24 protein-coding genes are annotated in these 26,025 nt (G+C 69.0%); 17 read left to right on the forward strand and 7 right to left on the reverse strand.

From position 1 onward, the window contains the following. Positions 1-11: 11 nt before the first annotated feature. From OSC27_RS13465 to OSC27_RS13495, 7 genes are all read left to right on the forward strand, one after another. The gene (locus OSC27_RS13465; RefSeq protein ID WP_267181981.1) at positions 12-686 is read left to right on the forward strand and encodes a hypothetical protein; all 675 of its coding nucleotides are present in this window, start codon (positions 12-14) and stop codon (positions 684-686) included. A 75-nt stretch (positions 687-761) separates the two neighbouring features. Beyond that, on the forward strand, positions 762-1,583 hold the full coding sequence (locus OSC27_RS13470) for a Bax inhibitor-1/YccA family protein (protein WP_267181982.1): 822 nt from the start codon (positions 762-764) through the stop codon (positions 1,581-1,583). Positions 1,584-2,038: 455 nt separating this feature from the next. After that, entirely contained in the window at positions 2,039-3,100 is a 1,062-nt protein-coding gene (locus OSC27_RS13475; protein WP_267181983.1) for a glycerophosphodiester phosphodiesterase family protein, read from the forward strand. Positions 3,101-3,241: 141 nt separating this feature from the next. Next, positions 3,242-5,761, forward strand: a complete 2,520-nt coding sequence (locus OSC27_RS13480) for an ATP-dependent helicase (RefSeq protein WP_267181984.1) — start codon at positions 3,242-3,244, stop codon at positions 5,759-5,761. A 46-nt stretch (positions 5,762-5,807) separates the two neighbouring features. Further along, positions 5,808-6,836, forward strand: a complete 1,029-nt coding sequence (locus OSC27_RS13485; protein WP_267181985.1) for an FUSC family protein — start codon at positions 5,808-5,810, stop codon at positions 6,834-6,836. Between the two features lie 235 nt (positions 6,837-7,071). Further along, complete coding sequence (locus OSC27_RS13490; protein WP_267181986.1) at positions 7,072-7,731, forward strand: response regulator transcription factor; 660 nt, start codon at positions 7,072-7,074, stop codon at positions 7,729-7,731. Further along, on the forward strand, positions 7,728-8,957 hold the full coding sequence (locus tag OSC27_RS13495; protein WP_267181987.1) for a sensor histidine kinase: 1,230 nt from the start codon (positions 7,728-7,730) through the stop codon (positions 8,955-8,957). The genes OSC27_RS13490 and OSC27_RS13495 overlap by 4 nt, the downstream gene beginning before the upstream one ends. Positions 8,958-9,010: 53 nt before the next feature. Here the strand turns inward: OSC27_RS13495 and OSC27_RS13500 are convergent, their stop codons facing one another. Together OSC27_RS13500 and OSC27_RS13505 are read right to left on the reverse strand one after the other, a co-directional pair. Beyond that, complete coding sequence (locus tag OSC27_RS13500) at positions 9,011-10,606, reverse strand: acyl-CoA synthetase (protein ID WP_267181988.1); 1,596 nt, start codon at positions 10,604-10,606, stop codon at positions 9,011-9,013. 38 nt (positions 10,607-10,644) lie between these two features. After that, entirely contained in the window at positions 10,645-11,871 is a 1,227-nt protein-coding gene (locus OSC27_RS13505; RefSeq protein ID WP_267181989.1) for an acyl-CoA dehydrogenase family protein, read from the reverse strand. Positions 11,872-11,944: 73 nt separating this feature from the next. Here OSC27_RS13505 and OSC27_RS13510 point away from each other — a divergent pair, with 73 nt between their 5' ends. The 4 genes from OSC27_RS13510 to OSC27_RS13525 all read left to right on the forward strand — a co-directional run bounded on the left by OSC27_RS13510 (position 11,945) and on the right by OSC27_RS13525 (position 16,770). Next, positions 11,945-12,457 carry a MarR family winged helix-turn-helix transcriptional regulator gene (locus OSC27_RS13510; RefSeq protein ID WP_267181990.1) on the forward strand — a complete coding sequence of 171 codons (513 nt, stop codon included), beginning with the start codon at positions 11,945-11,947 and terminating at the stop codon, positions 12,455-12,457. Between the two features lie 53 nt (positions 12,458-12,510). Then, positions 12,511-13,440: a PaaX family transcriptional regulator C-terminal domain-containing protein gene (locus OSC27_RS13515; protein ID WP_267181991.1), complete on the forward strand. Its 930-nt coding sequence runs from the start codon at positions 12,511-12,513 to the stop codon at positions 13,438-13,440. Between the two features lie 68 nt (positions 13,441-13,508). Beyond that, entirely contained in the window at positions 13,509-15,563 is a 2,055-nt protein-coding gene (locus tag OSC27_RS13520) for an acetate--CoA ligase family protein (RefSeq protein WP_267181992.1), read from the forward strand. Continuing rightward, positions 15,553-16,770, forward strand: a complete 1,218-nt coding sequence (locus OSC27_RS13525) for an FAD-dependent monooxygenase (protein WP_267181993.1) — start codon at positions 15,553-15,555, stop codon at positions 16,768-16,770. Before OSC27_RS13520 ends, OSC27_RS13525 begins: the two co-directional genes overlap by 11 nt. 65 nt (positions 16,771-16,835) lie before the next feature. Here OSC27_RS13525 and OSC27_RS13530 read toward each other — a convergent pair whose 3' ends face one another. From OSC27_RS13530 to OSC27_RS13550, 5 genes are read right to left on the reverse strand one after another with little or no spacing between them, the layout of a single operon-like run. After that, positions 16,836-17,702 (reverse strand): fumarylacetoacetate hydrolase family protein, encoded by an 867-nt coding sequence (locus tag OSC27_RS13530; RefSeq protein ID WP_267181994.1) that lies wholly within the window; start codon positions 17,700-17,702, stop codon positions 16,836-16,838. A gap of 18 nt (positions 17,703-17,720) precedes the next feature. Further along, positions 17,721-18,137, reverse strand: coding sequence for an acyl-CoA thioesterase (locus OSC27_RS13535; protein WP_267181995.1), 417 nt, complete (start codon positions 18,135-18,137; stop codon positions 17,721-17,723). Continuing rightward, positions 18,134-19,036, reverse strand: coding sequence for an SDR family NAD(P)-dependent oxidoreductase (locus OSC27_RS13540; RefSeq protein WP_323374155.1), 903 nt, complete (start codon positions 19,034-19,036; stop codon positions 18,134-18,136). The genes OSC27_RS13535 and OSC27_RS13540 overlap by 4 nt, the downstream gene beginning before the upstream one ends. Before the next feature lie 2 nt (positions 19,037-19,038). Then, positions 19,039-19,512 carry a MaoC family dehydratase gene (locus OSC27_RS13545; RefSeq protein WP_267181996.1) on the reverse strand — a complete coding sequence of 158 codons (474 nt, stop codon included), beginning with the start codon at positions 19,510-19,512 and terminating at the stop codon, positions 19,039-19,041. A gap of 51 nt (positions 19,513-19,563) precedes the next feature. Beyond that, positions 19,564-20,754 (reverse strand): thiolase family protein, encoded by a 1,191-nt coding sequence (locus OSC27_RS13550; protein ID WP_267181997.1) that lies wholly within the window; start codon positions 20,752-20,754, stop codon positions 19,564-19,566. 197 nt (positions 20,755-20,951) lie between these two features. Between OSC27_RS13550 and OSC27_RS13555 the strand changes: the two genes are divergently transcribed. Genes OSC27_RS13555 through OSC27_RS13580 form a run of 6 tightly spaced genes read left to right on the forward strand, consistent with a single transcriptional unit; the run spans position 20,952 to position 26,013 of the window. Next, positions 20,952-22,163, forward strand: coding sequence for an ABC transporter substrate-binding protein (locus OSC27_RS13555; RefSeq protein ID WP_267181998.1), 1,212 nt, complete (start codon positions 20,952-20,954; stop codon positions 22,161-22,163). A gap of 42 nt (positions 22,164-22,205) precedes the next feature. Further along, positions 22,206-22,979 carry an ABC transporter ATP-binding protein gene (locus tag OSC27_RS13560; protein ID WP_267181999.1) on the forward strand — a complete coding sequence of 258 codons (774 nt, stop codon included), beginning with the start codon at positions 22,206-22,208 and terminating at the stop codon, positions 22,977-22,979. Continuing rightward, complete coding sequence (locus OSC27_RS13565; RefSeq protein WP_267182000.1) at positions 22,963-23,649, forward strand: ABC transporter ATP-binding protein; 687 nt, start codon at positions 22,963-22,965, stop codon at positions 23,647-23,649. Before OSC27_RS13560 ends, OSC27_RS13565 begins: the two co-directional genes overlap by 17 nt. Beyond that, positions 23,646-24,500: a branched-chain amino acid ABC transporter permease gene (locus tag OSC27_RS13570; RefSeq protein WP_267182001.1), complete on the forward strand. Its 855-nt coding sequence runs from the start codon at positions 23,646-23,648 to the stop codon at positions 24,498-24,500. The genes OSC27_RS13565 and OSC27_RS13570 overlap by 4 nt, the downstream gene beginning before the upstream one ends. Further along, complete coding sequence (locus OSC27_RS13575) at positions 24,497-25,522, forward strand: branched-chain amino acid ABC transporter permease (RefSeq protein ID WP_267182002.1); 1,026 nt, start codon at positions 24,497-24,499, stop codon at positions 25,520-25,522. The genes OSC27_RS13570 and OSC27_RS13575 overlap by 4 nt, the downstream gene beginning before the upstream one ends. After that, positions 25,522-26,013: a MarR family winged helix-turn-helix transcriptional regulator gene (locus OSC27_RS13580; protein WP_267182003.1), complete on the forward strand. Its 492-nt coding sequence runs from the start codon at positions 25,522-25,524 to the stop codon at positions 26,011-26,013. The genes OSC27_RS13575 and OSC27_RS13580 overlap by 1 nt, the downstream gene beginning before the upstream one ends. The last annotated feature ends 12 nt before the right edge of the window (positions 26,014-26,025 follow it).

Raw genomic sequence — 26,025 nt, forward strand, 5'->3', positions numbered from 1 at the left:
ATAATCGTGGCGTGACCCAGCAGACCGTGCCCCCGCAGCCCAGTGCTCGGGGGCACGGCCGCTGGATCGAGCCCGATTCCCGCCGGTCGCTGCGCTGGGGCGGTTACCGGCCGCGCCTTCTCGTCGGCATTGCCGCCATTGCGGTCGGCATCACCCTCGTGCAGGTCACCACGGCGTATAGCCTCGAGTTCCTCGCCTGGGGAACGCTGCTGCAGGGCGTGGGCTGGGTCGTGATTCCGACCAGCGGATGGCGCAGGCTCGCAGCCATCTTCCCCGCCGTCGGCGCCTCCTGCCTGCTGCTCGCCGGCGGTGGGTACCTCGGCGCGTTCGCCGTGATCCTCTGGGGGTGGTTGCTCGTGCGCCGCCGCCCCGGAGGGACCTACCTGCTGCTGCTCGTGCCGATCGCGCTCGGGGTCAGTGTGAGCGGGCTGGTGCCGGGCGGCATGGTCGTGGAGTACGAGTACGCATGGGTCGCGTACCTTGTCGCGGCACTGCTCACGGTGGCGTGCGCGTGGGCGGCGCGAGGGTACGCCGCGTTCCGGCGGGTTGACGAGCGCGAAGCGCGTCTCGAAACCGTCGCCGATTTGCGGGCCCCGGAGCGCGAAGCGCGTCTCGAAACCCATCGCCCCGACATCGCGACCGGTGCACCGAAAACTGTCAGCGGAACTGAAGACGGAATCGGCTAGATTGAGGTGAACGGCCGCCTCGCACGCGGCCGATTCGTGCATAGTGGCCGTGACGGCCCGGAGAACAGAGGAACCATGGCATCGCGTAACCCCGCTCTCTCGAACAACCCGGCGTTCCGCCCCGGCAATGGCGCGGCCTTCGCCCAGCAGTCGACGCAGCTCTCGAGTGCCGAGGGGCTGCAGGAGCTCTACAACGCGCCGGCGGCGACCGCTGCCGAGACCGACCGCATGACGTACGAAGACACGATCGGCAAGACGGTCGTTCTGTTCATCGTGCTGCTGCTGGCCGCGGGCGTGGGCTGGTTCGCGCCGATCCTGCTTCTGCCGGGACTGGTCGTGGGGCTCGTTCTCGGGCTGGTCAACGCGTTCAAGAAGAAGCCGTCCGCGCCGCTCATCATCGCGTATGCCGCGGCCGAGGGCCTGTTCGTCGGCGGCATCTCCCGCTTCTTCGAGGAGACGTGGGGCGGCGTGGTCATGCAGGCCGTGCTCGCCACGCTCGTGGTCTTCGGCGTGACGCTTGCACTGTTCGCAAGCGGCAAGGTGCGGGCCTCGAAGCGGGCGACCAAGATCTTCCTGGTGGCCATGATCGGCTACGCGGTGTTCAGCCTCGTGAACGTCGGCCTGATGATCTTCGGCGGTGTGGACACGAGTTCGATGGCGTTCGGGCTGCGCTCGGCGCCGATCCCGGGCCTCGGCATTCCGTTCGGCATCGTGATCGGTGTACTCGCGGTGCTCATGGCCGCGTACTCGCTGGTGCTCGACTTCGACTTCATCAAGAACGGTGTGGCCAACCGGGCGCCGCGCGCGTTCGGGTGGTACGGGGCATACGGGCTGATGGTCACGATCATCTGGCTGTACATCGAGTTCCTGCGCATGTTCGCAATCTCGCGCAACTAGGGTCCCGCCTGCGCTGGGGCGGGGGTGGCGTCGGGGCAGCGTTCTGCTCGGCCAGCCATCCCACGCGCCCTTCGGGCGCGCCCGCCAGACCCGGCCACGGTTGGCCGAGCAGAACGCTGCCCCGCCGCCGTGCGTGCGCACGACTACTCCCGGCCACGGCTGGCCGAGCAGAATACTGCCCCGCCGCCGCGCGTCTGCATCGACTCGGGGCGAACCGCGGGTCTGCGGCGCGAGCACCCGCAAAGTGGCCCGACTCGGCCGGGGGCACCCGCAGCATCCGCTCTTCACGGTCCTGCCCGAACCAAAACGACGGTGAAAGTGTTTGGAACGTGCGGATCTGGGGCTGAAATCGCGATTCTGAGCAGAATGTCCGTCGTTTTCGTTCGCGGGGGCGGCGGCGAGAGTGGCGGTGGTGGCGAGGGCGCGTGATGCGAGGCGCTGCGTAGGATCGGGGGATGGCACAGCATCCGTCTGCTCTGGTCATTGGGCACCGCGGGGCGAGCGGCTATCGCCCCGAGCACACGCGGGCCGCCTACGAGCTCGCCTACGCCCTGGGCGCCGATGCGGTCGAGCCCGACATCGTGGCGACGCGCGACGGCGTGCTTGTGATTCGGCACGAGAACGAGATCTCCTCGACGACGGATGTTGCGCAGCATCCCGAGTTCGCTGACCGCCGCACGACCAAGGAGATCGACGGGCAGCAGGTGATCGGCTGGTTCACCGAGGACTTCACCTGGGCCGAACTCGCGACCCTGCGCGCCCGAGAACGGTTGGGCGAGTTGCGCTCTCTGAGCCGTTCGTTCGACGGCTGCTACCCGATCCTGCGGCTTTCCGAGCTGTTCGAGATAGCGGATGCGGCGGCGCTGCGCGCCGAGAGACCCATCGGCATCGTGGCCGAGATCAAACACCCCACCTACTTCGCGGGCCTCGGCCTGCCGCTCGACGAGCTCTTCGCCGCCGAACTCGCCGACTCGGGCTGGGAGCAGGACGCGCTCATCGTCGAATGCTTCGAGCAGAGCGCGCTCGCCGATGTGCGGCGGCGGGGAGTGGCGAGCGAGAGCGTGTACCTGATCGAGGCGAGCGGGGCGCCCGCCGACCGGGTGGCGCGCGACGGCTCGGCAGCGGTCGGCTACGCGCGCGACATCGCCCCGGCCGGGCTCGCGTCGATTGCGGCGGGTGAGGGTGACAAGAAGGTGCACGGCGTGAGCGTGAACGCGCGCCTGCTCGTGCAGGGTGGCAACACAGACGAATCGGATGCCGGGGGCGGGCCCGCCATGCCGGTGCTCCTCGAACCTGCGCCTGTCGTCGCGGACGCCCACGCCGTCGGTCTCGGAGTGTTCTGCTGGACACTGCGGGCGGAGAACCGCTTTCTCGCCGAGCCCTTCCGCTCGGGCGACGGAGAGGCGGCGATCGGAGACTGGCGCGGGCAGTTCGAGTTCGTGCTCGGTCTCGGCGTGGACGGCGTGTTCGCCGACCAGCCCGACCTGGCCGTCGCCGCCCGCGACGAATCGGGTTGAGGACGCGCGAAGCGCCGTCTCGAAACCCCGTGCTCACGGGGTGGCTTCGAGACGCGCCTTCGGCGCTCCTCAGCCCGCATGCCCTTTGACGCTCCTCCGCCCGCAGCGGTGTCAGGGGCACCGCCTACAATTGACCCCGATATGAGCGATCTCCCGGCCGCCGGCTCCACAACGCAACAACGATCGTCGTCGACCCCGATCATCGTGTCTCCAACGGCGGGGGCGGGCCGCGGTCCGGGCGCGGGGCCGCAGGCGCCGGGCACGGCATCCGATGCTCTGCTTGAGGGGCTGAACCCCGAACAGCGCGAGGCCGTCGAATACCGGGGCCAGGCGCTGCTCATCGTCGCGGGAGCGGGCAGCGGCAAGACGCGCGTGCTCACGCATCGCGTCGCGAGCCTGCTCTACGGGCAGGAGGCGTGGCCGAGCCAGATCCTCGCCATCACGTTCACGAACAAGGCCGCGAGCGCGATGCGCGAGCGTGTGCAGCAGCTCATCGGCCAGTCGGCTCAGGGCATGTGGATCTCAACGTTCCACTCCGCGTGCGTGCGCATTCTGCGGCGCGAGGCCGAGAACATCGGCAAGACGCAGAGCTTCACCATCTACGACTCCGGCGACTCGCGGGCGCTGCTGAAGCGCATCGTCAAGTCGCTCGAGGCCGACACGCTCGGCTTCACGGTGGCGTCGGTCGCCGGCACGATCTCGAAGCTGAAGAACGAGCTCAGCGACGTCGAGACGTATGCGCGCAACGCCAACCTGAACGACCCCAAAGAGGTCATGTTCCTCGAGATCTTCCGGCAGTACACGAGGGAGCTGCGGCGGGCCAACGCGTTCGACTTCGACGATCTCATCGCAGAGACGGTCTACCTCTTCCGTGCGTTTCCGAAGATCGCGGCCCTGTACCAGCGGCGGTTCCGGCACATTCTCGTCGACGAGTATCAGGACACGAACCACGCGCAGTACTCGCTCATCCGCGAGCTGACGCGGCCGGTCGAGCCCGACCTCGCCGACGAGATGGAGGCGCAGGGGCTGCACGTTCGCAGCATGCAGGATGCCGCGGGCCGCATCCCGCCCGCGTCGCTCACCGTCGTCGGCGACTCCGACCAGTCGATCTACGCGTTCCGCGGAGCCGACATTCGCAACATCTCCGAGTTCGAGCGCGACTACCCTGGCGCGAAGGTGGTGCTTCTCGAACAGAACTACCGGTCCACCCAGAACATCCTCTCGGCCGCCAACGCCGTCATCTCGCACAACTTCGACCGCAAAGACAAGAACCTGTGGACCTCGGTCGGCGACGGTGAGAAGATCATCGGCTTCACCGGCTACTCGGGCCACGACGAGGCGCAGTTCGTCGCCGACGAGATCGAGAAACTGCACGACGCCGGCACCGACTACCGTGACATCGCCGTCTTCTACCGCACCAACGCGCAGACCCGTGCGCTTGAGGAGATCTTCATCCGCTCGGCGCTGCCCTACCGCATCATGGGCGGCACCAAGTTCTACGAGCGGGCCGAGATCAAGGACGCCATGGGCTATCTGATCGCGGTCGCCAACCCGCAGGACCCCATGGCGCTGCGCCGCATCCTCAACACGCCCAAGCGGGGCATCGGCCCCGCCACCGAGACCCAGCTGAACAACTGGGCCGAAGACAACCAGGTCACCTACAGACAGGCCATGAGGGATGCCTCGGCCCTCGGCCTCGGGCCCAAAGTCACCGGTGCAATTCTGCAGCTCGCGGCCCTGCTCGACGAGGCCGCCGCCATGATCGACCCGGATGCGCCCGGCGGCACCAAGCCGCCCGCCGACGTGCTCACCTTTCTGCTCGAGAAGAGCGGGTACATCGACGCACTGCGCGCCAGCCGTGACCCGCAGGATGAGGCGCGCGCCGAGAACGTGGAAGAGCTCATCGCGGTCACGAAGGAGTTCGCCAAGAACAACCCAGACGGCACCCTCATCGACTTCCTCACCGAGGTCACGCTCGTGGCGGCGGCCGATGAGATCGACGACGCCAGCGGCACCGTCTCGCTCATGACACTGCACACCGCGAAGGGCCTCGAATACGACGCCGTGTTCCTCACCGGCGTTGAGGAAGACCTGCTGCCGCACCGCATGTCGGCGACCGAGCCCGGCGGGCCCGCCGAGGAGCGACGGCTGTTCTACGTCGGCATCACCCGGGCACGCCAGCGGCTGTACATCTCGCTCGCCATGACACGGGCGCAGTACGGCGAGACGGCCGTCGCGATGCCGAGCCGGTACCTGCAGGAGATCCCAGCCGATCTCATCGACTGGAAGCAGTCGCCCGGCATGGCCACGAGCCGGGGCGGCACGCAGCCGCGGGCCCTGAACGCGCGGCGCGGTGCCGGCGGCGGGTCGGGTTACGGGCGCGGCGGCGGCTCCGAGGGCCGCCGGTCGAGCGGTGACGCGCCGGCGCTTGCCCCGGGCCGGCCCAAGGCGGAGTGGCCGAACCGTGTCACCGGGGTGGTGCGCGACAACAGCGCCCTCGAGTTGACGGCCGGTGACCGCATCCGCCACACCGACTTCGGTGAGGGGCGCGTCAACCAGGTGACGGGCGAGGGCAACAAGCGCGTCGCGCACGTGCAGTTCGAGACGGCCGGGTCGAAGAAACTGCTCATCAAGATAGCTCCGATCGAGAAGATTTTGTGAGCCTGGTGAGTCTCGTGAGCCGCGTGAGTCTCCCGCACGCAGCCGCATGAGGCCGCTGCTGCGGGCGCTTGACGTCGAGGTCGCGACGCGCGCCGCGGTCGCCGCCGGCCTGCCGCTCGTCGTGCTGCTGGTTCTGGGGCGCATCGACCTCGCCGCCTACGCCTCGTTCGGCGGCATGACCGCGCTCTACGGCCGCAGCGAGCCATACCGCACGCGCCTGCGCACCGTCACCTGCGCCGGCATCGGGCTCGTCGTGAGCATCGCGTTCGGGGCGTCGATGGCCGCCGTGCACGCGCCGATCCTCGTCGTCGCCGTGTCGTTGCTCGTGGTGATCACGCTCGGCATGCTCGCGGCCGCCACGTTCGGCCTGTTCCCGCCCACTCCCATCTTCTTCGTCTTCGCATTCACGGTGTGCTCGCTGCAGCCGACGCCGACCGCGGAGCTGGGGTGGCGCATCCTGCTCGCCATCGCTTCGGCGACGTTCGCCTGGCTGCTCGTCATGTCGGGGTGGATGCTGCGCCGCACCGCCGGGGTGCGCCGACCCACCCTGTTCAAGACGCTGCCGCGCCGCTCGCGCTACCGGCCGGCCGCCTGGCGCGACGGGCGGCTCTGGCTCTCAATCGCGCAGAACCTCGTCGGCGTGATCGTCGCAGGCTGGCTTGCCACCCTGATCGGGGCCGGTCACTCGTACTGGGCGGTGGTCAGCGTGGTCGCGGTTCTGCCACCGCCGCGGGCGGCGCATTCCATCGCGCGCTCGGTTCACCGCATCGTCGGCACGGCGCTCGGCGTCGTGGTGACCGCGCTCGTGCTGCTGCCGGGCCCGCCGCCTCTCGTGGTGGTCATCGTGATCGCCCTGGCGCAATTCGGCGCAGAGATCCTGGTGGGCCGGCACTATGGGGCGGCGCTCCTCTTCATCACGCCGCTGGCCATCAGCGTCTCGCATCTGGCAACGCCCGTGCCTGTGCCGCAATTGCTGCTCGATCGCGTGATCGAAACCGCGCTCGGCGCGAGCATCGGCCTGCTGATCGTTCTCGCGACGCGAGCCCTCGACCGCGGCCGTGCCGTCAGAGCCTGAACCGGTTCGTCGAACCGCCGCGGAAGCGCGGCGCGACACCTCGAGAGGGCGCGCATGACGTACGCTTTCAACGCGTGGTTCCTGCTCTGGCGTCTCACGGGTGAGCGCGCTGTTCGGGTCAGCCCTCTCGCCTTCCGCCGGGGCAGGAACCACGCCCGCCTACGGGGCGCGCAACAATAGTGACAAACACCACCGACTTGTCGGTAGGGGTTTTCCCGCTCACGGGGAGAGATCCATGACCCACGAACTGCGACTGGCCGTCGTCGAAGACCAGCCGCTCTACCGGCAGATGCTCGCCGGTCTCCTGAACACGCAGTCCGGCATGCGCGTCGTCGCCGAAGCGGCCGGCGCCGCGGAGGCGCGCCGGCGCATCAAGCCAGGAGGAGCGGATGTCGCGCTGCTCGACGTCGAGCTGCCCGACGGCAACGGGGTCGGCCTCGGCGTCGCCCTTCGCCGTGCCGACCCGCACATCGGCATCGTGCTGCTCTCGAGCCAGGACGTCATGGAGCTGCTGCTCGACCTGCCGGAAGACGTGCGCCGCGGCTGGAGCTACCTCTCGAAGTCGTCAGCCACCTCCGTTGAGACGCTGCTGCAGGCCATCCGTGCGACGGCCCGCGGCGAGGTCGTGCTCGACCCGACCCTTGTCGAGGCCGCGACCGTGCGCGCCGGCTCGGCGCTCGCCTCGCTCAGCGCCCGCCAATACGAGGTGCTCACACTGGTCGCCCGTGGCCTCTCGAACCAGGGCGTCGCCGAGCAGCTCGGCCTCTCCGCCCGCTCGGTCGAGAACCATCTCGGCGCCATCTACGCGGCGCTCGACCTGCCGCCGGCGCACAACTCCCGCGTCGCCGCTGTGCTGCGGCTCATCGAAGACACGGCTCGAGGAACGGCGCGATGAGCGACCGCACGGAGCCACCAGCGGCATCCGCTCTCTCGCTTCGTCGCGAGCGCTTCATACTGTTGCTCACCTCGGGTGCCGTGATGAGCCTCTACGCGATGGGCGCCGCGGTGCAGACCGCAACGATCTACCGCATGAGCGAAGACTTTGACTACCAAGCGGATGCCGGCGCAAACACCCTCGTGCCCCGCCTCGTCGCGAACGCGGCGTGCGTGGTCGCGGCGCTCCTGCTGGCCGCCCTGTTCGCCCCAGAGCGGAGACGCGGAGCCGGCCTCGTCGCCGCGTTCGCCGTCATCGCCATCGGCGGCGCGGCCGTGCGGGCCGCGGCGCAGCTGCTGTTCGGCTTCTACAGCAACGACACGCTGCGACTGCTGTCGATCGACTTCGGTGCCGGCGTCGTCGTGATCGCGCTGAGCCTCACTCTTGGCCTCATCTTCGTGACCTCCGCCAGACGGCTGCGCTACCAGGAGCTGGCGAACATGAACCAGCGGCTGCGGGCGGCGGCGGCGCTTTCGGCTCTGCAGTCCGAAGAGCTGCGGGTGCGCCGGCAGCTGGCCGAAGGGCTGCACGGCACGCTGCAGAACCGGCTCGTGCTGCTCGCGGCGAGGGTCGGCGACCTGGCGGGAACGCTGGTTGAGGTGCATCCGGGTGCCGAGGGCGATGCCGCACACGGCGTGCACGACCCCGCGGCAGACGCGGTGCGCGAGCTGAGGCAGCTCGCCGACGAACTCGACCGCATGCGCGAGGTCGATGTGCGCGAGCTCAGCCAGATGCTCTACCCGGCCGGTGTGCAGGTGGGGGCGGTGCAGGCGGCGCGCATCATGTTGCGCCGGGTGCCGCCGGAGATCGCCGTGAAGTTCACGGTGGCCGAGGAGCTGCGCTCCCTGCACGGCGTCGGCGAGGCGGACGCCGACCGCGTCGGCCGCCGGCTGCTGCTGCTTCGCGTGCTCGAGGAGGCGATCTCCAACGCGTTGCGGCACGGGCACGCCTCGGCACTCGAGGTCGCCTTCGCGCGGCCGAAGCCGGGCGTGGTCGAGCTCACGATCGACGATGACGGCCCCGGTCTGCCAGACGGTGAGCCGACGCTGAACGGCCTCGGGCTGCTCGCAGACCGCATCCGCGCTCTCGGCGGGGAGCTGACGCTGGCGAACGGGCCGGCCGGTGGCGCGCGGGTGCGGGCCGCCGTGCCCATGCCGCGTCAGGTCATGCTCGCAGACCGAGGCTGACGACGGCGCCGGAGTCGCGCATCCGCCCGTGACCGCCCGCGAATCAGGCGGAGTCAGGCGGTGGGCGCGCTCTGAACGCCGTTCGGCACGACCACGATCGCGGTTGCCGGGAGCGTCGCGCGCAGCACCTGCTTCTGGATCTTGCCGCTCGAGGTGCGAGGCAGCTCATCGACGATCTGGTACGACTTGGGCACCTTGTACCTCGCGAGATGCTCGACCATGTGGTGCCGGAACCGTTCGGCGTCGAGCTCGGCTCCGGCCGCCAGCGTCAGGATGGCGTGCGGCACCTCGCCCCAGCGCTCGTCCGGGATGCCGACGACGGCGGCGCCCGTGACCTCGGTGAGCTGCATGATGGCGGCCTCGACCTCGGCCGAGTAGATGTTCTCGCCGCCGGAGATGATCATGTCTTTGATGCGGTCGGAGATGTACAGGAATCCGTCGTCGTCGACGTAGCCCACGTCGCCGGTGCGGAACCAGCCGTCGTCGGTGTACGCGGAGGCCGTCGCCTCGGGCCGGTTCCAGTACTCGCGCATCACATTCGGCCCCTGGGCCAGGATCTCGCCCGGCTCGTGCGGCGCCGCGTCTGCCCCGGATTCGTTCACAACGCGCATGGCGGAGAAGAAGTGCGGGAGCCCCGAGGAGCCGGCTTTCAGGCGCGAGTAACGCGGCTGCAGGGAGGTCAGCCCGGGAGCCGTCTCGGTCATGCCGTAGCCGCCCGAGAACGACAGGCCGCGCTTCTCGAACGCCTCGAGCACACGCATCGGCACCGCTGACCCGCCGCACGTGAGGTTGCGCAGGCTCGAGATGTCGGTGGACGCCCAGTCGGGGTGCTCGCTCAGCATCTGGAACGTGGTCGGCACTCCGCTGACGGCGGTCGCCCCATGCTTCTCGATGAGCGCGAGCGCGCGGCCGGGCTCGAACTTCTCCTCCAGAATGACCGTGCCGCCCTTCAACAGGGTCGGCAGGCAGCCCATGCCCAGGGATGCGACGTGGAAGAGGGGAGCGATCATCAGGGATCGCTCGGTGCTGGTGATGTCGTAGTCGACGAGCACGTTGAGGCTGTTCCAGATGACGTTGCCGTGCGTGAGCACCGCGCCCTTCGGCTGGCCCGTCGTGCCGGAGGTGTAGATGATGATGGCGGCATCGTCGTGGGTCACCGGGGCGTCCGGCAGCCTGGCGGCGCCGCTGCGCAGCAGGGGTTCGTAGTCGACGCTGCCGCTGGCGCCGTCGGTTCCCGTCACGCCGGTGTCGGTGTCGTCGACGATGATGCGGAGCTCGATTGGTACGTCAGCGGCGGCGGCCGCCGCGACATCCTCCAGGCTGCGCGCGTTCACAAGCACGCGCGCGCCCGAGTCGGTCAGCATGTACGCGATCTCCCGCGCCGCCAGCCGGGTGTTGAGCGGCACGAAGACGGCGCCGACGAGCCCGCACGCGAAGAGGGTCTCGACGAACGCTGGATGGTTGTTGCCGAGGTAGGCCACGCGATCCCCGAAGCCGACGCCGCGGGCGACGAGCGCGTCGGCGAGCCGTGCCACGCGGCTCGCCAGCTGGTCGTACGTGACGACGCGCTCGCGGTGGATGAGCGCGGGCAGCCCGGCCGACTTGACCCTGCGCCCCTCGATCCAGATGCCCAGACCCTGATTCCTCATCGAATCCCTCTCCACGATGGTCACACTGTTCTCTCGTCTTACGACGCAGCGGATGCTGCGGCCGCGCCCCGCAGCGGGGTGCGGGTGAATGCGCTGTACCCGGTCAGCGCCCGCCCGAGGATGAGCGCGTTGATGTCCTGCGTTCCCTCGTACGAATAGATCGCCTCGGCGTCGGCATGGAAGCGGGCCACGTCGGTCTCCAGGGTGATCCCGTTGCCGCCGCACAGTTCGCGGGCGAGTGCGGCGGTCGTGCGAAGCGCTCTCGCGGTGAACATCTTCGCGAGGGCGGAGTTCTCGTCGCGCCAGATCCCCTCTGCCTGTTGCTGCGAGAGCTTTGTGACGAGGGCGAGGCTCGCCGTCACGTCGGCGGCCATGAGCGCGAGCTTCTCCTGCACCAGCTGGAAACCGGCCAGGCTCGAGGAGAACTGCTCTCTGTCGAGCACGTAGCGTCGCGCCGCCTCGAACGCCCCGCACGCGGCCCCGGTGGCGATCCACGCCACGTCCGAGCGCATGGCTCTCAGGCACGCGGAGACGTCGGCGAACGACGAGATGCCGCCCAGGCGCCAGTGGTCGTCCACCGTCACGGCGGTCAGCTCGATGTCGAAGTTCTGCATGATGCGCAGCGATGTCTTGCCCTCGATCCGGGTGAGCGAGACGCCGTCAGCGTCACGCGGCACGAGAAAGGCCTTCACCTCGCCGTCGGCCGCATCCCTGGCGAACACGAGCAGGTTCGCGGCGGTGTCGGCCGCGCCGATCCAGCGTTTGCGGCCGTCGATCGTCCAGGTGTCGCCCGCCCGTCGGCACGTGGTGCTGAGGCCGCGGGCGATATCGGATCCGTGGTTCGGTTCGGTCAGCGCGAAGGCTGCCGTCAGCTCCCAGCGCCGGATCAGCGGGTCCCACTCCTGCGCCTGCCCGGGCGACCCACCCAGCGCGACCGCGGTGCGGAACAGACCGGACTGAGCGTTGTAGAAGGTGGCGATGGAGGCATCCGTTCGAGCCAGCTCGAAGTTGCGAAACCCCGCATACAGCGGGCTGACCCGCCCTGAGTCGCGGTTCGGGTCCATGAGGTCGAGCGAGACGAGCGGCTCGATGATTTCGCGGGGAAACTCCCCACGCTCCCATGAGGAGGCGAGCAGTGGGGCGACCCGCTGGTCGAGAACCGCGCGCAATCGCCGCAGCGCATCCCGCTCGGTGCCGGGCAGCACGCGTGCGAAGTCGTAGAGGTCTGCGTCATAGAGGCGCTCGCCGTACGCGTCACTCTTCATGAACAGCTCCTTCACTGCACGCGCCGAACCAAGATCGCCGACAACTATCGCAATAGCTAATATAATTCAACTGTTGTCGATTTCAATCATTACGAGTGGGGGCGAGCGGATGGCGCAGTCGTCGACCGTGGTTCAGGGGGATGCGCAGGACATCGTGGACTGCGACCTCGCGCACGAGATCGAGTTCCTCGCCGTCAAGGCGGCGGCCAACGGCACGCGGCGGGCCAACCAGATGCTGGCGCCACTCGGTCTGAAGGTGCGTCACTACGCGGTGCTGTCGCTGGCGTGCAGCAGCATTTCACCGTCGCAGCGCATGCTCGCCGACTTCCTCGACCTCGACCCGAGCCAGGTGGTCGCGCTCGTGGATGAGCTCGAATCGCGCGGCCTTGTTCGCCGCGTGGTCGACAAGAAAGACCGGCGCACGAAGGTGATCCGCGGCACGTCGCGTGGCGAAGAGCTGTGCGAGAAGGCGGCCGCGCTCACCCGCGAGGCCGAGGAGATCTCGCTTGGTCCGCTCTCCGAAGCGCAGCGCGAGGCACTGCGGCAGATCCTGCGCTCCCTGGTGTTCGGCGCGAGCGAGGCGTGAGGGGCGGCCCCCGGCATCCGAAATCAGCAGATGCCCGGCGATAGGCTCCACTCGTGGCTTCCGCACGCGTGGTTCCGGATTCGACGGCGCAGGCCGTCGTCGCCGATTCGGGCTCTGCCGACTCCCAGCACCCCCAGCATCTTCTGCTGACGCTGCTCGGCGACTACTGGATGTCTGATGGCGCGATCGTTCCCTCGGGCGCGCTCGTGGATCTGCTCTCCGAGTTCGGCATCACGCAGACCGGCGCGCGCGCCGCCCTGAGCCGGCTCTCGAAGCGAGGCCTGCTCTCGTCGAACAAGGAGGGCCGGCGCACCTTCTATCGGCTCACCGAGCATGCCAGGCACGTGCTGACGACGGGCCTCGAGCGCATCGTGTCGTTCGGCGCCGACCCGCAGCCCTGGGATGGCCAGTGGACCTGTGTCGCGTTCTCCGTTCCCGAGCAGCAGCGCACCCGCCGCCATCAGCTGCGCGTGCGGCTGCGCTGGCTCGGCTTCGCGCCGCTGTATGACGGCGTCTGGGTGTCGCCGCGCTCGCGGGCCGGCGAGGCCACGTCGGTGCTCGAGGAGCTGAGCGTCGGTGCGGCCACGGTTCTCGTCGGGCCCGAACTGGCCTCCGGCACCGAGTACGGGCGACCGATCGACGCCTGGGACCTCTCGGGCGTGCGCGAGCAGTATCTGGCGTTCATCGAGCGGATGCGGCCGATCCGCTCCCGGCTCGCCGCCGGCGACGTTTCCGGGTCCGAGGCGCTTCAGGCGCGCACCCGGGTCATGGACGAGTGGCGCTGGATGCCGAACGCCGACCCCGAGCTGCCTGACGAGCTCCTGCCGCGCGAGTGGCCCAGAGCGGATGCGCGGGCGCTCTTCCGTAGCGTGTACGACGGTCTCGGCGAGCCCGCCGCGGCCCGCGTGCGTGAGATCGTCTCGTGCCACGCGCCCGAATTCGCCGAGCACGTGAGTGCGCACACGGTCTCCGGAATTCAATAGTTGACACTTGCCGTGCCGAGCGTTGATGATAGTGTCATCTAACCGACGGCGGCAGGAGCAGCATCCCCATGACTCGTACTCTCGACCCGCTCTTCGCGCCGAAGAGCGTCGCCGTGATCGGCGCGAGTGCGTCGCCCGAGAAGGCCGGATACGCGATGATGCAGTCGCTGTCGACCTTCGCCGGGCCGCTGTATCCGATCAACCCGCGGGCTGGTGAGGTCCTCGGCCACACGGCGTACGCCAGCGTCGGCGACGTCGAGGAGGCGCCCGACCTCGCCGTGCTCGTCGTGCCGCCTGCTGCGGTTCCCGCCGCTCTCGAGCAGTGCGCGGCCGCGGGCGTGCGCGGCGCCGTCATCTGCTCGGGCGGTTTCGCCGAAAGCGGTGCGGAAGGCGAGGCGCTGCAGAACAGGGTCGCCGAGATCGCCCGCACCACCGGCATCCGTGTTCTCGGCCCGAATACCTCGGGCTTCATCAACGCGGCCGACGCGGTCTGCGCCAACTTCATGCCGTCGGTCACGGAGCTGGCGGCCGGCGGCGTGTCGATTGTGGCGCAGAGCGGCGGCGTCAACCTGGCGCTCTCGTTCATGCTTGCCCGCGCGAACGTGGGGCTGCGGATCGCCGCGGGCCTCGGAAACGCCGTCGACGTCGGCTTCGTCGACGTTCTCGACCACTTCGCCGCCGACGACGCGACCACGGCGGTCGGGCTGCATATCGAAGGCGTCAGCGACGGCCGGGCCCTCATGGCGGCCGTGCGCCGCGTCGCCGAACTCAAGCCGATCGTCGTGCTCAAGGTGGGCAGGAACGACGTGGGCGACTTCGCCAAGTCGCACACGGGCGCCCTCACCGGCTCGTACCAGGTTGCGCGGCAGGCGCTCGCGCAGAGTGGCGCCGTGGTCGTCGAGACGCCAACGGAGCTTGTCGACGCGCTGACCGCGCTCAGCCAGGTGCGGCTGCCTGCCGTCGAGGCCCCCGGCGTCGGCGTGATCACCGGCCAGGCGGGCCCCGGCCTCATCATCGCGGACTCGCTCGCCTCGCGGCACGTCGCCGTACCGACCCTCGCGGCCGCGACGCTCACCGCCGTCTCTCACCTGCTGCCGCCGCTCACGTACCAGAAGAACCCGGTCGACACGGGCCGCCCGGGGCAGACCTTCCCCGCCATCGTCACCGCGGTCGCCGGCGATCCCGCGATCGACCTGCTCGCGGTCTACGCCCTCGACGAGCCGGGAGCGCTCGACCCGGCCGGTGCGCTCGCCGGCGCCGCCGTTCCGGCCCTGTTCGCCTCGGGCGGCACGATCGCCGCGCTCGACGGGCGCCGAGCGGCGCTGAGCGCCATGGGCATACCTCTCTTCGATTCACCGGATGCGCTCGCGCGCGGTGCGGCCGCGGTTGTCGACGACGCGAGGGCGCGGCTGCGGCTGCGATACGCGGTCGCCGAGCACGACGTGTGGCAGCATGGTCGCCCGCTCGGTCATGTTCTCGACGAGAACGAGAGCAAGCAGTTGTTCGAGGCGGAGGGCCTCACGCTGCCGGCCCGTCGCGTTGCCGCCGACCACACCGCCGCAGAGCGGGCGCTCGCCGAACTCGGTGGCCCGGTGGTCGTGAAGGTGCTCGACGCCGCCATCACCCACAAGTCGGATGTCGGCGGCGTGCACGTCGGCGTGCGTACCGCGGCCGAGCTCGCGCAGGCGCTCGAAACGATCGACCGCATTCCGGGCGCACCCGGCGCTCGCCGCTACCTCATCGAGGCGCAGGCCGAGCGTGGTGTCGAGCTGATCGTCGGTGCGACGCGCGATGCCGCGTTCGGCCCGGTCGTGCTGCTGGGCGTCGGTGGGGTGGACGTGGAGTTGGGCGGCGAGCCGATTTTGACGGTCGCGCCCTTCGGCCGTGAACAGGCGCTGGACGCGATCGACCGGCTGCCGCAGAGCATCCGTGCCGGCCACCGCGGCGGTGTGGCCGTGGATCGCGACGCGCTCGCCCGGGTGCTGGTCGCCGTGGGCGACGTGATGGCGCGCCACGACGACATTCAGGAGATCGACCTCAACCCCGTGCGCCTCACGAGCGCCGGCCCCACCGTTCTCGACGCCCTCGTCGTGACAGCACCGCAGGAGAATCATGCCAACTGAACACCGCGAAACCCTGATCGTCGGCGCCGGACCCGTCGGCCTGACCGCCGCGCTCGCGATGCGCGCGCTGGGCCGAGACGTGACGGTGCTCGAGGCAGGCGCCGAGGGCCGGGGCCGCCCCGGCAGCCGCGCCATCTTCACGCACACCAACACGCTCGATGTGCTCGACCGGCTCAGCCCCGGTCTCGCCGACGAGCTCAGCGAGCACGGCGACTACTGGAACACGCAGCGCACCTTCCATCGCGGCAAAGAGGTCTACGCGAAGACCTACCCCGATCCCGCACCGGGCACGCGGCCGCATTTCACGAGCCTGCCGCAGGTGCACATTGAGAAGTACCTGCTCGAGAGGGCCATCGCTTCAGGCGTGCAGTTCGAGTGGTCGCAGGAGGTGACAGGCGTCGAGTCGGGCGATGCCGGGGTCACGATCACGACGCACGGCGGCACCACCTGGCACGCCGAGTATGTGATCGGGGCGGATGGCGCGCGCTCGGTCGTGCGCAAGCAGATCGGCGCGCGCATGGAGGGCGACAAAGACGACGGCTGGTACGTCGTGGTCGATGTGGCCGAGCTCGAGAAGCCGGCGCTCACCACGGAACGGATCTTCCACTACGAGCACCCGGCCGTCGGCGGCCGGAACATTCTGATCGTGCCGTTCGCGGGCGGGTGGCGCGTCGACCTGCAGTGCCTGCCCGAAGACGACCCTGAGCAGTTCAGCGGCGAGCAGAGCGTGAAGGCCTGGCTCGCGAAGGTGATGCCGCCCGCGTACGCCGAGCGCATCACGTGGGTCTCCACGTACCAGTTCATGCAGCTCGTGGCGCACGATTTCGCCGACCCTGCTCGCCGAGTGCTTCTCGTGGGGGAGGCTGCGCACCTCTTCGCCCCGTTCGGCGCCCGCGGCCTCAACTCCGGAGTACCGGACGCCGAGAGCGCCGCCCTGGCCGTCAACACCGCCCTCTGCGCAACCAACCCGGCGCTCGCCGCCAGCGCCGTCGAGTCGTTCAGCCGTGCTCGCCGTGCCGCCGCGCTGTTCAACCGCGGCGCCGCGGCCGAGGCCCTCACTCACCTGCGCCCGGACGACGCCACGGCCACGCGCATTGCCGCCGCCGCCGAGCGCGCCCCGGAAGACACCGAGGCCTCCGCGTGGCTCGAGAAGGCGCCGTACGGGCCGCGTGGGGTGCCGACGGCTGAGACGGTCTACCGATACTGAGTCACCCCACCCGAGCGCGAGCGTGGGCGAGGCTGCCTCGGCGTACGAGTGTTGCGCGTTACGCGTTACGCGTTACGCGTCGCGCCGGGGCGATCGGCATAGCGGATGGCGCCCTCGTCGCTCACCCCCACGTCGAGCCGCCCGAGACCCTCGATCTCGACGACCACGCGGTGGCCCGCAACGATGGGGCCGACGCCGGCCGGCGTGCCGCTGGCGATCACATCGCCGGGGTGCAGCGTCATCACATGGCTCGTGTACGCGACGAGGTCGGCGATGCTGAAGATCAGCTCACGCGTGTTTGTGCGCTGCCGCTCCTCCCCGCCGACCCAGCAGGTGAGGTCGAGCGCGTCGGCGTTGCCCGCCGTGTCGGCCGTGGTGATCCACGGCCCCATCGGTGAGAAGGTGTCGAACGACTTGCGGGTCGAGCGGTCCTCAGTGGAACGAACGGTGATGTCGAGGATGGGCGAGTACCCGAAGACGTAGTCGAGGGCATCCGCTGCACTGACGTTACGGGCGGTGCGCCCGATCACGATGCCCAGCTCGCCCTCCTGGTCGGTGCGCATGTCACTGTACGGCAGGCGGATGTCGTCGCCAGGGCCGATCACGGAGGAGTTCGCCTTGAGGAACACCCCGTATTCGGCGATGGTCTTCTGCTCGCTCATCTCGATCTTGTGGTCGAGGTAGTTGACGGGGGCGCCGACGATCTTGCCCGGTCGGGGCAGGGGAGCGGCGAGCTGTACATCCGCCAACGGGAGCAGTGGAAGCTCGGAAAGGTCGAGCTGGGTCAGCCGGTGCTGCGCGCCTGATTCGAGGAGGGCGAGCAGCGGGCCGCCGCTCCCGGTGTTCTCGAGCCCGAGGGCTGCGGTGACGTCGATGGCGTTCTCCTGCTCGATGACGAGCAGGCGGGAGTCCTGGCTGGTGGCGAGTCGCATGACGGTGCCTTTCGTGAGCTAGTCGGCGAGGGGCGCGGTGAGGGCGTCTCGCACGGAGTCGGGTATGGGCGTCGGCGTGCCCTCGGCATCCACGTGCACGGCCGCGGTCGTGCCCTCGAAGTAGACGGCGTCGTCGCGCATGGCCCGCCAGGCATAAGTGACTGACGACGAGCCGACGCGCGTGGCCTCGATCTGCAGCTCGAACTGGTCGTCGAAGCGCAGCGGGCGGTGGAACGTGGCCTCGACGTGTCGGCGTGGGAACTGGGTGAGATCCGTTGCACCCACCGCGCGCAGCAGCTCGTGCTCGGCCAGCTCGGCCCAGCGAAACGCCGCCGTGAAGTGGATGCGGCCGCCGGCATCCGTGTCGACCCACTGCACCCGTAGCGGCACGCTCACGCGCCGGTTGCCCGGCGTCGGCAGCGCGGTGTCGGTCATTCGAGCGGCGGCAGCACGATGCCGGAGGACTGCAGGTGACCCGCGAAGCCGTCAGGCCACGCGCTCGAGATGGCCTCCGGGCTCCAGCCGCCCTCCTGGTACTGCAGAACGATCTCGTCGGGGTGCGAGTAAAGCGAGAGCTTGTCTCCGCCGATCCCGATGGCCTGACCGGTGACGTCGGCCGAGTCGTCCGAGGCCAGCCACACGAGGGCCGGAGCGACGTCGTCGGGGCTGCCGAGCGCGTGCTCCTGACGCACCACCTTCGGCAGGGGCTTGCCTGCCTCGAAGTCCGCGAAGACCTCCTTGTAGATCGGGATGGTCGCGGTCATGGCGGTGAGCGCGGTCGGCACCACGGCGTTGACCGTGATGTTCGCTCGTGCGAGCTCGAGCGACCAGGTACGCGCCATCGCCACGATGCCGGCCTTTGCCGCCGAGTAGTTGGTCTGACCGAAGTTGCCGTGCTCGCCGGCCGGGGAGCCGATGACGATGATGCGGCCGCCCTCGCCCTGCTCACGCATGCGGATTGCGGCGGCGCGGGCGGTGGTGAACGTGCCGCGCAGGTGGGTCTGGATGACGAGGTCGAAGTCGTCGTCGCTCATCTTCCACAAGACGGTGTCGCGCAGCACGCCCGCGTTGGTCACGAGAATGTCGAGGCGGCCGAACTCGTCGATCGCGGTCGCGACGAGCCGCTCGGCGGTCTCGGTGGGGCCGACGGGGGCGACGACCGAAACGGCCCTGCCACCGGCATCCGTGATCGCGGAGACCGCAGTGGCGGCCGTCTCGGGGTTCACGTCGTTGACGACGACGGATGCTCCTGCCGCAGCCAGCGCCTTGGCATACGCGAGCCCCAGGCCCTGCCCGCTGCCCGTGACGATGGCGACCTTGCCGTCGAGTCGAATGCTCATGCGTAGTACCTCACAATCATGACCGAGACGGCGACCGGCTTGGCCTGGCCCTCCGCCTCGAAGGTGTTCTCGTAGACGACCTGCACGCCGCCGGCGACATCGGTGACGCTTGCGACGACCGACGAGACGCGGATGCGTGCGCCGACGAGCACGGGGGCGGGGAAGCGCAGCTTGTCGAGCCCGTAGTTGATGCCGGTGCCGAGGTCGGTGACCTCGATGTACTCGTCCATGAGGGGCACGACGAGCGCGAGGGTGAAGTAGCCGTGCACGATGGTGCCGCCGAAGGGCGTGTTCGCTGCGAAAGCGGGATCGATGTGCACCGGGTTGTGGTCGCCGGTGAGGTCGGCGAACTGGTTCACCTGCTCCTGCGTCACGGTGCGCCAGCTCGAGGGGCCGATGGTGGTGCCCACCAGGTCTTTCAGGCCGGCGATGGTCGTCTGCGTCTTCGCGACGGCGGTCTCAGTACTCACGGATGCTTCCTCTTTCATTCTGGGGATGTGTCTGGCGAGAATCGAGTCGGCCTAGTCGCCGACCCTGATGAGCACGGCTCCGGCCGCGTCGCCCGCGGCGCATCCGGTGAACAACCCGACGCCGCCGCCGCGCTGGTGCAGTGCGTGGATGAGTTCGGCCACGGAGCGCGCGCCGGTCGGGCCCTGCGGGTGCCCGAAGATGAGAGAAGATCCGTAGGTGTTCATCTTCTCGAGGGGGAACCCGGTCTCTTTCGAGAACCAGAGATCGTTGACGGCGAAGGGATTGTGGCTCGTGACGAGGTCGACGTCGGAGATCTCCATGCCGGCATCCGACAGCGCTCGCCGCGCCGCGCCCACCGGCGCCTTGGGCATGTACGCGGGCTGCGCCCGACTGAAGCCGGTGGCAAGAATCTGCACGCTGGCGCCACCCTGGCCGATCTCGCGCGCGCGGTCGCGGGAGGCGACCACGATGCCGGCGGCGCCATCCGCTGGGTGGGTCTGGGAGCCGAAGGTGACGACGCCGCCCTCCTGCACCGGCTTCAGAGCGGCGAGGCCTTCAGCGGTGGTGGGGAAGATGCCGTAGTCCTGCTCGAGCCAGGTGTCGCCCTTGCGGCCCGGGATGCGCACCGGAACCATATAACGCTTCTGGAATTCTCGATCGCCCGCGAGGCCCGCCGTGTACTGCTCATAGCGCAGCAGGGTGAGATCGTCGACCTGCGCGCGAGAGAAGCCGGCGTCGGCCGCCGTGTTCTCGGCGGTGGCATTCATGCCCTGGCCCGTTGTCGGGTCGAGCTTCATGGGGTCGTTGACCCAGTGCTCGGTCACCGGCGCGGCACCGGGGGTGGTCTGGCTCGCGAAGACCATGAGCGGGCCGTTGCTCGTGCGGTCGGTGAGAACCCCGATGGCCGTGTCGTGGGCACCGAGCTCGACCTGGGCCGCCAGGTGCTCGATCACGGCAGCGGAGGTGGCGCACGCCCTCGAGATCCACGGCCCGGCGTAGTCGCCCGCTCCAAGCCGGCGCGAGATGACGGTAACCCCGAAGAAGCCCGTCGGCTGCGGGACCGTGCAGCCGAGCGCCCACTCGGTGATCTCGCTCGCCGGAAGGCCGCGCTCCTCGAGTGCACGCCGGGTCACGTCTTCCGCCATGTCGAGGCTGTTCAGATTGGCGAGCGGTCCCTGCCATTTTGCGAACGGTGTTGCCCAGGCAAAGCCCATGGGAACGAAGGCATTCGTGAACCGCATCGCATCTCCCGTGTCGTCACTGACGGCGGTACCGACGGTGCCGCGCTCTTGAAGATTATCAGGTTCCCTGTCAGTTGCAACTGTCAATGGTTGACGAAAATGTGGAAACGACCCATAATCAACCAACAGGTTTCCTGAATATCAGGTGATCTGCATCACACCACCCACTTTCAGCGCCGAAACACAGGGAGTCTGCAATGAAGCACAAGGTCCTCCTCGCCGCCGCGGTCGCGGCCGCACTCGCACTCACCGGTTGCTCGTCAGGGCAAGGCGGCACCACGTCAGACAGCCCGAAGGCGGAGACCGGGCCGATCAAGATCGGCATGGTCATCCCGCTGACCGGGCGCTACGCGGCGCTCGGCGCCGGCGACAAGACGGCCGCGGAACAGATGGTGAAGACCATAAATGACAAGGGTGGCGTCGACGGCCGCAAGATCGAACTGACGGTTCAGGACGACAAGACCGACGTGACGCAGTCCGTGACGCTGTTCAACCAGATGGCGGCCGACAAGGACGTCTCCATCGTGCTCAGCTCGTCGAATGTGAGCGCCTCCGTCGCCGTCGGATCCAGCGCGGAGAGCGCGAAGATGCCGATCCTCGCGCTCGGGCCGGTGAGCGCCTTCGCCAACGGGAGCAACAAGTACGCCTTCACGGTTCCCGCCACCCCTGAGCTGTACGCGCAGGAGATGGTGGACTACCTGAAGTCGACGGGGCTCAAGACGCTCGCGATCGGCTTCGACGGTAAGGACGTGTACGGAACCACCGGAAACGACGCCACGAAGGCGGCCGCGAAGAAGGCCGGAATCGACGTCGTGATGGACGAGCCATACGACTCGAGCGCCACCGACTTCACGCCGCTGATCACGCACGTGAAGGACTCGCACGCCGATGGCCTGCTGATCTGGGGTTCGGGACCAGCGCCCGTGATCATCACGAAGGCCGTCGCCGCGGCTGGCGGCATCAAGCTCTTCATGACGGGCTCCGAGGCGACAACCCTGTACACACAGCCGGCGGGAGCCGCCGCTGAGGGCGTCGCCATCGCGAGCGCTGCCGGAGTGGCGGGCGCGGCGATGCCGGCCGGACCGTTCAAGACGATGATCGATGACTTCGCCGACACGTACAAGGCGAACAACGACGGCGTGTACCCGCCGCAGTTCGCGTTCGACGGTGCCGCAGGCATTCAGCTCGCGGTGGCAGCGATCAAGAAGGCCGGCTCCAGTGACCGCGAGGCCATTCGCGACGCGCTGGAGAACATCGACGTGCTCACCGTGAACGGGCACTTCAGGTACAGCCCGTCGAACCACACGGGGCTGACCACGGATGCTCTCGCGGTGGTCATTGTGAAGGACGGCCAGTTCACGGCGTCTGACTTCACGAAGGACCGTTTCGCCACGTCGCTGCCGAAGTAGGCGCGGCCTCGCACGACAGCGGGACATTCGAAAGGACGCACGGTGCTCACTGTTACCTCTCTCTCACGCGCCTTCGGCGGCGTCTATGCCACCAAGGATGTGAGTGTCACGGTTCCCGAGGGGGAGCTGCGCGGGGTGATCGGGCCGAACGGTGCCGGCAAGTCGACACTGTTTAACCTCATCGGCGGGCACCTGCGGGCGAACGCAGGAAGCATCGAGTTCGGCGGTGCGCGGGTGGATCGTCTCCCCGTGCACCGCCGGGCGAGACTCGGCATTGCCATCGTGTTCCAGGGCGCACGGCTGTTTCCCGAGATGAGTGTGCTCGAGAACGTGATGGTGGGCGCGAACGCGGCCACTCGCGCCGGGGCGGTGGCGGCGGCCCTTCGCCTGCCGTCGCAACGGAACGAGGAGCGGGGGATCCGTCAGCGGGCGTTCGCGGCTCTCGGCCGCGTCGGGCTTGCGGCGTGGGCCGAGCGGGATGCCGAGGCCCTGCCCCTGGGGCAGCAGCGCCGCCTGCAGGTCGCGCGAGCACTCATGGGGGAGCCCAGGCTCCTGCTGCTTGACGAGCCGGCCTCGGGGCTGCGAGCCGCAGAACGCGAGGACCTCTCCGAGCTCATCACAGAACTGCACAGGGAGGGGATGACCATCATGCTGATCGAGCACGATGTTTCCATGGTCATGCGCCTTGCCGACAAGATCACCGTTCTCGATCTGGGCGAGGTGATCGCGGAGGGTACCCCGGCCGAGATCCGGCGCAATCAACGCGTCATTGACGCCTACCTCGGTGGGGAGGCTGCGCATGCTGACGCTGAATGACGTGGTGATTCGTTACGGCTCGGCCGTCGCGGTCGATGGCGTCAGTCTGTCGGTGGAGCGCGGTGAGATGGTCGCTCTCGTGGGCCCGAACGGCGCTGGCAAGTCCTCGCTGGTGAATGCCATCAGCGGCGTCGTGCCCGTCGCATCCGGCAGCATCCGCCTCGACGCGCGCAGCGCTCAGGTGCCGGAGGGGCGACAGATGTTCGCCGACATGTCTGTCGAGGACAACCTGCGCCTCGGAGCCTGGAAGTCGAAGGATCGCGACCCCGCACCGATCTACGAGATGCTTCCCGACCTGCAGCGACTGCGCCGCCAGAAGGCGGGAACGCTCTCCGGCGGCCAGCAGCAGATGGTCGCCGTGGGCCGCGCGCTCATGGCCAAGCCGGAACTGCTGCTGATCGACGAGCTCTCCCTCGGCCTGGCCCCGCTCGTGGTGGCGGGCCTGGCCGATCACCTGCAGAAGCTCAATCGGGAGCACGGCACGACGATCCTGCTGATCGAGCAGGAAATCGCGCTCGCGTTCCGGCTGTGCGAGCGGGCGTACGTGCTCGAGGCCGGGCGCATCGTTGCTTCCGGCGAATCCGCCGAGCTGGCTCTGGACCCGGCGTTGCGCGACGCATACCTCGGCGGCGAAGTCGGCGGCACCCCACGACGAGAGGATGCCTCGTGAACGACTTCATCACGTACCTCGTCTCCGGCGTGGCGATCGGCTGCGCGTTCGCGCTCATCGGCAGCGGGTTCGTCGTCGTGCATCGAGTGACCCGCGTGGTCAACTTCACTCAGGGCACGCTGGCCGTCTTCGGTGGATTGATCGCCTCCACCCTGTTGAAGGGTGCCCTGCCCCACGGCATTGCTGAGATCGTCGCGGTGCTGTCTGCGGGCGTCATCGGCCTGATCTTCGGCTTCATCGCGACCGGAAAGCGAGGCACTCCGCCGCTGATCTCCCTGCTGATCACGCTCGGGCTCTCTACCCTCTCAGCCGCATTCTTCATTCTGTTCTGGGGGCAGAATCCGATCTCGCCGCCCGGTATCGGCGGCGCGACCGATGTGCTGGGGGCGAGGATCGAGACACAGCGTCTTCTGGTCGTTGTCGTGACCGTCATCGCGTTCGTCGTGCTGAGCCTGTTCTTCGACCGCTCGTACGTCGGCAAGGGCTTGACGGCCGCGGCCTCGAACCCGAGAGCGGCCCGTCTCGTCGGCATCAATGTGCGCTGGATGGGATTCCTGTCGTTCGGCATCGCCGGTGTGCTCGGCGGCCTCGCCGGTGTGCTCATCGCCCCCACCAACGCCGTCTCGTTCGCCTCTGACCTGCCGCTCGCGCTCGGAGGGTTCGCCGCCGCGGTCTTCGGCGGGCTGGTGAGCGTGTGGCGCACGCTTCTCGGCGGCATCGTGCTCGGTGTGGTCGGGCAGCTCGTCGCCGGCTATCTGAGCGGCTCCTATCAAACAGAGGTGGCATTGCTCATGATGCTCGCGATCATGATCGTGCGATACAAGAGCCTGTCGGCGGAGGAGGCGAAATGACTCGACGCATTCCGGCACTCGTGGTGTGCGTGGCGGCGGTCATCGCCCTCGTCGTGCCGCTGTTCCTGCCCGACCTCTCCTTCTATATTCAGATGATCCTCGCGGCCGTGATCGTCACCGGGCTCTCCCTGTTCATGGGCTACGCCGGCCAGGCGTCGCTCGGCCACGGCGCCTTCGTGGCCGTCGGCGCCCTGACCGTCGCGGTGATGACGGTGCGGCTCGGCCTTCCACCACTTCTGGCCCTCATCTGCGCACCGATCCTCGCCGCGGTGTTCGCCTACATCGTCGGGCTGCCGCTGCTGCGCCTCCGCGGGCACTACCTCGCGTTCGGCACCCTCGCGCTGCTGCTCATCGTGCAGGCGGTGATCGCGACGGTGCCGTTCTTCGGCGGCGGCCTCGGCATCTTCGGCGTTCCCCCGCTCGGGGTCGGCGACGCGGTGATCAGCGGGCAGCTTCCCTACGTGTACCTGTCGCTGGCGGTGCTCGCGCTTGCGCTCCTCATCTCCCGTAACGTCATTCGCAGCCGCTTCGGGCGGGGCGTGCGGGCGCTGGCCGGCAGCGAGTCGGCGGCAGCGTCATCCGGTGTTCCTGTTCTGCGCACCAAACTCGCGGTCTTCGCCCTGTCCGCGGCGTTCGCGGGCCTCGCCGGTGGCATCATGGCGTTCTTCACGCCCTACGTCTCGAGCGAGTCGTTCCCCGTCGCCACCTCCATCGCATACATCATCATGGCGGTCATCGGCGGCCTGGGCTCGCTCTGGGGCGGCGTCATCGGCGCGGTGCTCGTCTCGCTGCTCGTGCAGGTGCTCAACGCCGTCAGCAACCAGCCCGGCCTTCCGGCGACGACCGGGCCCGTGCTGCAGTACGGCGCGTACGCCCTCGTGCTGATCCTCGCGCTGCTCTTCATTCCGAAGGGCATCGTGCCGACGATCGCGCAGGCGATGCGCCGGCGGCGTGACCGGCGTGCGGATGCGGCCGCACCGACCGACGTGGCGGTCGAGCCCTGGGCATCCGTGCAGGGATAATGACTGAGACAGGTGCGGCGGATGCGCCGGGGTTCGGAGGCGATGTGGGCGAGAGGTCCGCGGGCGGCGTCACGCTGCTGTACCTGACCAAGCAGCTCGAGCTGGCCGTGCGCTCACAGCTTGACGAGGTCGTCTCGGCGGAGAGCCTCACGTCGCTGCAGTACACGGCGCTCACGGTGCTCGAGCGGCACCCGGGCCTGACGTCGGCGGAACTCGCGCGCAACTCTTTCGTGCGCGCCCAGACCACGGCACAGATGGTCAACGCGCTCGACGAGCGCGGCCTGATCGAGCGGCTGCGCGACCCGGCCAGCAAACGGCAGTACCTGCTCTCGCTCACCGACGACGGGGCCAGGGTGCTCGATCGCCTGCGTGAGCCGGTCGCCGACATCGAACGGCGCATGGTCGCGGGGCTTGATGACAGCGAGATCGCGGCGTTTCGGCGCGCTCTGCGGTACTGCCGCGTGGCGATCGGCGGCGTGCAGGCGCACTGACGCGAGGCGAGG

The sequence above is a fragment of the Microbacterium sp. STN6 genome, assembly GCF_026410545.1.
Classification (GTDB): domain Bacteria; phylum Actinomycetota; class Actinomycetes; order Actinomycetales; family Microbacteriaceae; genus Root112D2.

Excerpts from the sequence above, each read along its gene's own strand:
- OSC27_RS13470 (WP_267181982.1), top strand. The coding sequence starts at position 762 with ATGGCATCGCGTAACCCCGCTCTCTCGAACAACCCGGCGTTCCGCCCC.
- OSC27_RS13475 (WP_267181983.1), top strand. The coding sequence starts at position 2,039 with ATGGCACAGCATCCGTCTGCTCTGGTCATTGGGCACCGCGGGGCGAGC.
- OSC27_RS13480 (WP_267181984.1), top strand. The coding sequence starts at position 3,242 with ATGAGCGATCTCCCGGCCGCCGGCTCCACAACGCAACAACGATCGTCG.
- OSC27_RS13485 (WP_267181985.1), top strand. The coding sequence starts at position 5,808 with ATGAGGCCGCTGCTGCGGGCGCTTGACGTCGAGGTCGCGACGCGCGCC.
- OSC27_RS13490 (WP_267181986.1), top strand. The coding sequence starts at position 7,072 with ATGACCCACGAACTGCGACTGGCCGTCGTCGAAGACCAGCCGCTCTAC.
- OSC27_RS13495 (WP_267181987.1), top strand. The coding sequence starts at position 7,728 with ATGAGCGACCGCACGGAGCCACCAGCGGCATCCGCTCTCTCGCTTCGT.
- OSC27_RS13500 (WP_267181988.1), bottom strand. The coding sequence starts at position 10,606 with ATGAGGAATCAGGGTCTGGGCATCTGGATCGAGGGGCGCAGGGTCAAG.
- OSC27_RS13505 (WP_267181989.1), bottom strand. The coding sequence starts at position 11,871 with ATGAAGAGTGACGCGTACGGCGAGCGCCTCTATGACGCAGACCTCTAC.
- OSC27_RS13520 (WP_267181992.1), top strand. The coding sequence starts at position 13,509 with ATGACTCGTACTCTCGACCCGCTCTTCGCGCCGAAGAGCGTCGCCGTG.
- OSC27_RS13525 (WP_267181993.1), top strand. The coding sequence starts at position 15,553 with ATGCCAACTGAACACCGCGAAACCCTGATCGTCGGCGCCGGACCCGTC.
- OSC27_RS13530 (WP_267181994.1), bottom strand. The coding sequence starts at position 17,702 with ATGCGACTCGCCACCAGCCAGGACTCCCGCCTGCTCGTCATCGAGCAG.
- OSC27_RS13535 (WP_267181995.1), bottom strand. The coding sequence starts at position 18,137 with ATGACCGACACCGCGCTGCCGACGCCGGGCAACCGGCGCGTGAGCGTG.
- OSC27_RS13550 (WP_267181997.1), bottom strand. The coding sequence starts at position 20,754 with ATGCGGTTCACGAATGCCTTCGTTCCCATGGGCTTTGCCTGGGCAACA.
- OSC27_RS13555 (WP_267181998.1), top strand. The coding sequence starts at position 20,952 with ATGAAGCACAAGGTCCTCCTCGCCGCCGCGGTCGCGGCCGCACTCGCA.
- OSC27_RS13565 (WP_267182000.1), top strand. The coding sequence starts at position 22,963 with ATGCTGACGCTGAATGACGTGGTGATTCGTTACGGCTCGGCCGTCGCG.
- OSC27_RS13575 (WP_267182002.1), top strand. The coding sequence starts at position 24,497 with ATGACTCGACGCATTCCGGCACTCGTGGTGTGCGTGGCGGCGGTCATC.
- OSC27_RS13580 (WP_267182003.1), top strand. The coding sequence starts at position 25,522 with ATGACTGAGACAGGTGCGGCGGATGCGCCGGGGTTCGGAGGCGATGTG.